General features: G+C 39.4%; 6 protein-coding genes. 1 reads left to right on the top strand and 5 read right to left on the bottom strand.

The annotated features are described in order from the left end of the window. Positions 1 to 78: 78 nt before the first annotated feature. From BP896_RS08890 to prpB, 5 genes are all read right to left on the bottom strand, one after another. Positions 79 to 801: a helix-turn-helix domain-containing protein gene (locus BP896_RS08890; protein ID WP_291767657.1), complete on the bottom strand. Its 723-nt coding sequence runs from the start codon at positions 799 to 801 to the stop codon at positions 79 to 81. Between the two features lie 225 nt (positions 802 to 1,026). Beyond that, positions 1,027 to 1,725, bottom strand: a complete 699-nt coding sequence (locus BP896_RS08885) for a peroxiredoxin (protein WP_291767656.1) — start codon at positions 1,723 to 1,725, stop codon at positions 1,027 to 1,029. 169 nt (positions 1,726 to 1,894) lie between these two features. After that, positions 1,895 to 2,362, bottom strand: coding sequence for a DUF1641 domain-containing protein (locus BP896_RS08880; RefSeq protein ID WP_291767655.1), 468 nt, complete (start codon positions 2,360 to 2,362; stop codon positions 1,895 to 1,897). A gap of 11 nt (positions 2,363 to 2,373) precedes the next feature. Then, complete coding sequence (locus tag BP896_RS08875; RefSeq protein ID WP_291767654.1) at positions 2,374 to 3,540, bottom strand: NAD(P)/FAD-dependent oxidoreductase; 1,167 nt, start codon at positions 3,538 to 3,540, stop codon at positions 2,374 to 2,376. Positions 3,541 to 3,799: 259 nt separating this feature from the next. After that, a complete protein-coding gene (gene prpB, locus BP896_RS08870; RefSeq protein WP_291767652.1) occupies positions 3,800 to 4,738 on the bottom strand; it encodes a methylisocitrate lyase in 939 nt (312 codons plus the stop codon). Positions 4,739 to 5,054: 316 nt separating this feature from the next. Between prpB and BP896_RS08865 the strand changes: the two genes are divergently transcribed. Further along, positions 5,055 to 6,275 (top strand): amidohydrolase family protein, encoded by a 1,221-nt coding sequence (locus BP896_RS08865; protein WP_291767651.1) that lies wholly within the window; start codon positions 5,055 to 5,057, stop codon positions 6,273 to 6,275. The last annotated feature ends 146 nt before the right edge of the window (positions 6,276 to 6,421 follow it).

The following is a 6,421-nucleotide window of genomic DNA, read 5'->3' as shown; positions in this document are numbered from 1 at the left end:
AATAGCACTAAGAAGAAGATAAGCAACTAATTCATGATCTTAAAATTTAAATTATTATTTATTTTTAGTTTTCAATAATTAAGTATATTCATTATTATTACTAAACATTGCGTTAAGTATTTTTCTTAAACTGTTCCTTAATTGATGACTGACGGTACTTGTTGATAAGCCAAGTTCCTTAGCTAGTGTTCTTAAGCTAGCTTCTCTTGGTTCATTGAAGAAGCCTAACTTATAAGCCTTATATAATGTATCTAATTCAGCCTTAGTTAATACTGAGGTTACCTTACTAAAGTTAATTAAACTTAATGCATCATTTACATCTACATTCCTTGAACGTACATTAATTATTTTTCCATTAATCTTAAGGCCATCAAAAAGTAGGTCTAAGTTAACGTTAACTGGAAATAGGAACCCCCAATTCTCAACACCATTGGTTATGTAATCTTTAACTTCAATGCCATCAAATAACCTAGCCTTATACCTAGTTGAGTTACTTAACCTAGATTTAATAACAACTCCAATTCTCTTTGGATAACCCTTATTCATTGGTTCAAATTTAACTAACTCCTCAACACTGGGGTCATTGTTAAGTATATTGAATAATTTTCTTAGGCTTAATTTATCCTTAACTTTAAGTACTGCGAACTCATAGACATGGTTCTTTAAACCATCGACATAGGACTCCACCACATTATACTCATAACCATCAAATGCGGCTTTAGCTGTCCAGTCAGTTTCGTGAACGTAATCAAACTCAATATACTTAAAGTTCACTTTCCCGAAATCGAGTAAGTAATCCACGTAGTGTTTTTATTTTTGACTTATTTTTATGTTTTATTCAAAGTAGTACTTAATGAATTTAAGATTTCCTCATAATGAGGTACCCTTCTTAAGAAGTTTTCTACGTTAACTTAAGCTGGATTACTTGTGGTGGAGAAATGAATCCATGTAAGATAACTTGCATTATGGTAAAATTATGATGAAAATTCACGTATTTTAAGGTTCCTTAGGGAGGTTTACTTAATATTATTCAATCCTTATCTTAATAGTCCTCTTAGTGTCCTCCACCTCCTCCTTTGGTATTTCCCTATAGGTTAACCACCATGCGTAGCCCTTATACTGCTGAAGCCTCTTAGGAGCCTCTTCAACGTTATGCGGTGGTGGGTTTAACATATTCTCACCAATTACTTCATTATATGGCCAGTTAGCTGGGGCAACTGTACCGTACTTATCAATTAATTGGAGAGTCCTCACTGCCCTTAAAATCTCTGGAATATTCCTACCAAGCTCTAGTGGATAATACATTATTAACCTAACAGTGGCCTTATCATCAACAATGAAAACTGCCCTAACAGTGCTTGTACTTGACTCAGCGTGAATCATCCCTAGCTTCTTGGATACATTACCCATTGGGTCAGCTATTATTGGGAATGGTATCTTAACGCCCAGGGTCTTCTCAATCCAAGTAACCCACTCAATGTGGCTTATATCAGTATCCACTGATAAGCCTATTAACTCAGTGTTCAACTTCTTAAAGTCCTCATACCTCTTAGCGAAGCTAACGAATTCAGTGGTGCATACTGGTGTGAAGTCACCAGGGTGGCTGAAGAGTATGAACCACTTACCCTTATAGTAGTCTGGTAGTTTTATTTTTCCATGAGTAGTAGTTACCTCCATTTCAGGGAATTTCTCTCCTATGAGAGGTATTCTGAATCCCTCGCTCATAACTTATCAATAATATTTTAGATGCATACCTTTTTAAATATTCTGCGCCTGACACCTCACATTCATATTCATTATGTGGTGCTTGAACTTAAAATTATGATCAAGGTATAATGTGTAGATTAACTTAGGATAAAAATGATCTTTTTAATTTAATCTAAATTTTACTGGTTTACTGCTTACCACTTGAGCATTTGCCAAGGATCTTAACTAACTCAAGCGCTACTCCTAGCCCTCTTTGAACATCCTCATCACCTAATGCCCTCCAAAGCCCCATTAATCCCTTAACAGGCTTAGCATTAGATACTGAATTAATATTCTTACTCATGCATCCACCTAAGCTTTGCATTAGCTCCTTAAGCCTAATAACGTCATTAGCATCCAGTTTATTCATTAAGCCTAAGCTGCCGTCCAGTGCAATGGCTAGGAGCTTAAATACCGCTGGGTCTTGGAATAAATACTGTATAAGCTCCTCAAACCTATTAAGTATTAGCATTACTGAGTCTAGGACGCCACTACGTTTCAACTCCACTATTAATTCAACTAAGCCCTTTAACTCATCAGCGTTCTCAGCAAGTATGCTTAATGCTTCTGCGAGTTTCTCATCGGGGCTTACTTGAACCTGTTCTTGGGTTGTCATGGTCATTCACCTCACATTGTCGTCTGCAACCACGTCTTGTAGAATAGGTCCTTTATAAGCTTACCCAATGGTGATGTTAATATACTGTAGCAGTTACCCACCCAGAGGGCGTTATTCTTCTTAAGGTCAAGCTTAATGTCGCAGTTAAACACCATGCCTAAGTCACCGTAATCCATTGCGCAGGCCATTGCAGTTATCTGCGCTGGGTCAAAGGGTTCACCGAGGAGTTCGCCAGCGATTACGCTTGCACTGGCTAATGCTGTGAAGTGAACTGGTACACCAGCGGTTGGTAGGCCTATGGCTGGCATTGAGTGTTCACCAGGTAGGTAAACATCATCATACTTAATACTCCTACCAGTGTACACGTTTATTGCAGTCCACTTACCACTTGGGGTTTCTGTGACTAGTGGTGTTCCATCAAATGGCTTAGGTAGCCTAGCTGGTGGAATAACTATGAGTAGATCATACTTAACCTTATCTGAAGTGGTTACAACAACCTTACCCTTATCATCAACCTCAATAGGCTTAGCATTACCAATGTATTTAATGCCCTTCTGAGCATAGACATCTTCAGTTATCTTAACTGCCTCTAGGCCTAATGGCTGTATGGGCCTCTCAAATGGGTGGATAAGCGTTAAATCAACTTTATCCCTAATCCCCCTCTTCCTAAATATGGTGTCCAATTGAGCAACGATTTCAAAGGGATAAACACCACACCTATATAATGGTTCAGGGGTAAATACTACCACACTTCCCCCCTTAAAATTCATTAATGCTTCCCTTAACTTAAGTGCACCATCTAAGGTGAAATTGTGGTAACCTACCCCTAAGTTATATGATTTAAAATCAAATTCAGTACCAAGGCTTGCCAGTAAGTAATCGTAATTGAATTTACCCTTATCAGTCTCAACTACCCTATTATCAGGATCTATCTTAGTTACAGTGGCCTTAATGCTCTTAACTCCTCTTTTACTAAGCATGGTTAATGGTAATTGAGCCTGCGCTGGATCCATATCACCTAAGGCAATGTTAACCAGTAATGGTGGTAGTAGGTAATAGTCAGTATCACTTATTAGCGTTACCTCAGCATCAACACGATTCCTCAACCTCTCTGCAAGCTTCTTAGCAGCTACCACACCACCAACACCACCACCCAGCACTAGGATTTTCTTACCCATAGTATTCGCGGTGTATTAATTGGCTTTTAAGCATTAATGCTATGGTACTTCAGCCCATGTGAAATACCACTTAGCTTGCATTTCTATAGCATTTACGTTATATTAATATATTAACCTATAATGTTATAACTTATTTGAATAATGTAATATAATTTATCATATAACTTACTTCTTTATATCAAAATAGAATCATAGTTACTCATGTATTTCATTTAAATATTATAACATTGGATTAAACCCGCTGAGCATCATCTTAACCCTACCTCAGTTTAATTCTCCCGCTCATCAACTTATTGGCTTCTTCAGCTAAATTCTTATCCCACTCCTCATAATCATGGTACCCAATGAGTTGGTATATGTCTTCCCTACTCATCATATTATTAATTAAACTTAATTGGGTACCCTCATTCTTAAGCGTAATCAATGCATTCTTGATTGCACCCATAGCGTACCTGAACGTTGTTACAGGGAATATAACTATCCTATAACCCATTTCCTCAAACTCCTTGGCGGTAATGTATGGCGTCTTCCCAAACTCAGTCATATTAGCTAGCAACGGTGCCTTAACCATCCTGGCAAACTCCATGAACTCCTCCTTACTGTGGAGCGCTTCAGGGAATATTACATCAGCGCCAGCCTCAAGGTAAGCCCTAGCCCTTTCCACTGCTGAATCAAAGCCCTCAACATCCCTAGCGTCGGTTCTAGCTATTATAATGAAGTTGTCATCCCTCCTAGCCTCAACCGCAGCCTTAATCTTCTTAACCATTTCATCAATAGGTATAACCCTCTTACCGGCTAAGTGCCCACACTTCTTAGGCATTTCCTGATCCTCAATGTGAATAGCGGATACACCTGTATCCTCAAGTTCCCTAACAGTCCTGGCAACATTTAATGCTTCACCAAAGCCAGTGTCAACATCAACAATAAGGGGTATGTTTATGGCATTAGTGAAGAACCTCAAGTAGTATGATAATTCACTGAGCGTAAAGACGCCTAAGTCGGGTAAACCAAGCATATTGGAGTATGCAGCACCACTGAAGTATACGGCCTCAAACCCCAATTCCTCAGCCAACATTGCTGCAGCAGGTATAAAAACGCCAGGAGCCACTATGATACCATCCTTACCTAGCCTCTCCCTAAACCTACTCCTAACCTCACTTGGCTTAAGCTTACCCTTATCAAGTAGCACAGGTTTCATTATTTACACCTAAGATTAAGGGATTAAAGTAGTTTCACGTTGGGATTTAAGGAATGAGTACTATCAGCCTCTTTATCCTTAATGAGGACTTTAAGCAAGCTTTTTAAATTAAGGCAACTGGCTCATGAACTCTGCTTATTAGCACTACTTGAAGCCCTCTGCTTTGACTCAATCCTCCTCTGCTCCTCCTCTGAAGTTAAGAATAGGCTAGTCCTCTGCCTGCCACCCATACTCTACACGCTTAAGTGACCCTATTTAAACCTTAAGTATAGTCACTGTTAAAATTTAGCATAGGCTTAGCGGTAATTGACTAGGCATGATTTCAGTAAGGTATTTTAAGGATGGTGAATTAATTAGAATTAAGCTAAAGGTACGCGGCTCAACGGTTATTGAGCTACCTGATAATGTTATTGCAATCCCAGCCTTTGCCGATATGCATGTCCACCTTAGGGATTGGGGCGAAAGCCATAAGGAGGACTTAAACTCAGGCTCAAGGGCGGCTCTAGCTGGTGGTGTGGCTACAGTTGGGGATATGCCTAATACAAAGCCCCCGATACGTGACCCTGACTTGGCCCTTAGGAGAATTAAGGATGCCTCAAGCCTTAAAATAAACTATAGGCTACATGGCGGTGTCCCAACTGACCTCAATCTACTGAAGGGTTATGTGAGCCTCGGCATTAGGAGTATTAAAGTGTATCCTGAGGATTATAGGGTAATTGAGGAGATAATTAAGGCGGCTGCGGTTAATAACATGACCATTATTATTCATTGCGAGGATCCTTCATTATTCAGGAACCTCAATGGTAATGACTCAAGAATACATGGCGTTAACAGGCCCCTTGATGCTGAATTCTCATGTGCCTTAAGGGTGATTCAACTTGCCTTAATTCATGGTGCAAGGATCCATTTAACCCATGTAACAGACCCAAGGATAATTGACTTGGTGAAGTTGAGTAATAGAATTACTATTGATGTTACTATGCATCACCTACTGCTTGATGAAGATTCATGCATTGAGCATGTTAATGACCCATTCTACTGTAAGGTTAATCCACCGTTGAGGAGTAGGTTAATTAGGCTTGAATTGCTGAGGAGGCTAATTAATGGTTCAGTAAGCATTATTGCAAGTGATCATGCCCCCCACACTAGTGGTGAGAAATTCCACAGCAATTACGATAACACACCTCCAGGTTTCCCAGGCTTAGAAACTACGGGGCTTCTTCTACTTGACCTATGGAGGAGGGGATTAATAGACTTAGGTAGGGTTATTGATGTGTATTCAATTAACCCACTTAAGATACTTGAGGTGAATAATGATGCGCAATTACTCATTGACACTAAGTCAAGTACGGTAATAGACCCAAGCTTATTCATGAGTAAAGCCAAGCACAGCCCATTCTCAGGCTGGGCCACCATGGTTAGGTTAATTGGATTAATTAAGGGAGGGGAATTACTTATGGTGGATTCAGATTATGAGAAAATGTTCGCTGGCCTCATCAGTAATAATACCTTAATTAAATTAAGTAGGTCAATTTAACCCAAACCTAAAACCCCTAGTGTAGCGAGTAAGCGTTATTAAGACCTAGCCTATAATGAGAATCGACGTAAAATGTCAACAATAAAAATAACTCTAAGTCCCCAGCAGTATAGGAGTAAGGTGTGGGTTGATTGGTGTCCTGGTTG

Origin of the sequence: Caldivirga sp. UBA161 (assembly GCF_002506515.1) — an archaeon.
In the GTDB taxonomy this organism is placed as follows: Archaea; Thermoproteota; Thermoprotei; order Thermoproteales; family Thermocladiaceae; genus Caldivirga.
Note: the sequence above shows the minus strand (reverse complement) of the source record. Positions and strands in the feature narration are given on the sequence as shown.

Excerpts from the sequence above, each read along its gene's own strand:
- BP896_RS08865 (WP_291767651.1), top strand. The coding sequence starts at position 5,055 with ATGATTTCAGTAAGGTATTTTAAGGATGGTGAATTAATTAGAATTAAG.
- BP896_RS08885 (WP_291767656.1), bottom strand. The coding sequence starts at position 1,725 with ATGAGCGAGGGATTCAGAATACCTCTCATAGGAGAGAAATTCCCTGAA.
- BP896_RS08880 (WP_291767655.1), bottom strand. The coding sequence starts at position 2,362 with ATGACAACCCAAGAACAGGTTCAAGTAAGCCCCGATGAGAAACTCGCA.
- prpB (WP_291767652.1), bottom strand. The coding sequence starts at position 4,738 with ATGAAACCTGTGCTACTTGATAAGGGTAAGCTTAAGCCAAGTGAGGTT.
- BP896_RS08875 (WP_291767654.1), bottom strand. The coding sequence starts at position 3,540 with ATGGGTAAGAAAATCCTAGTGCTGGGTGGTGGTGTTGGTGGTGTGGTA.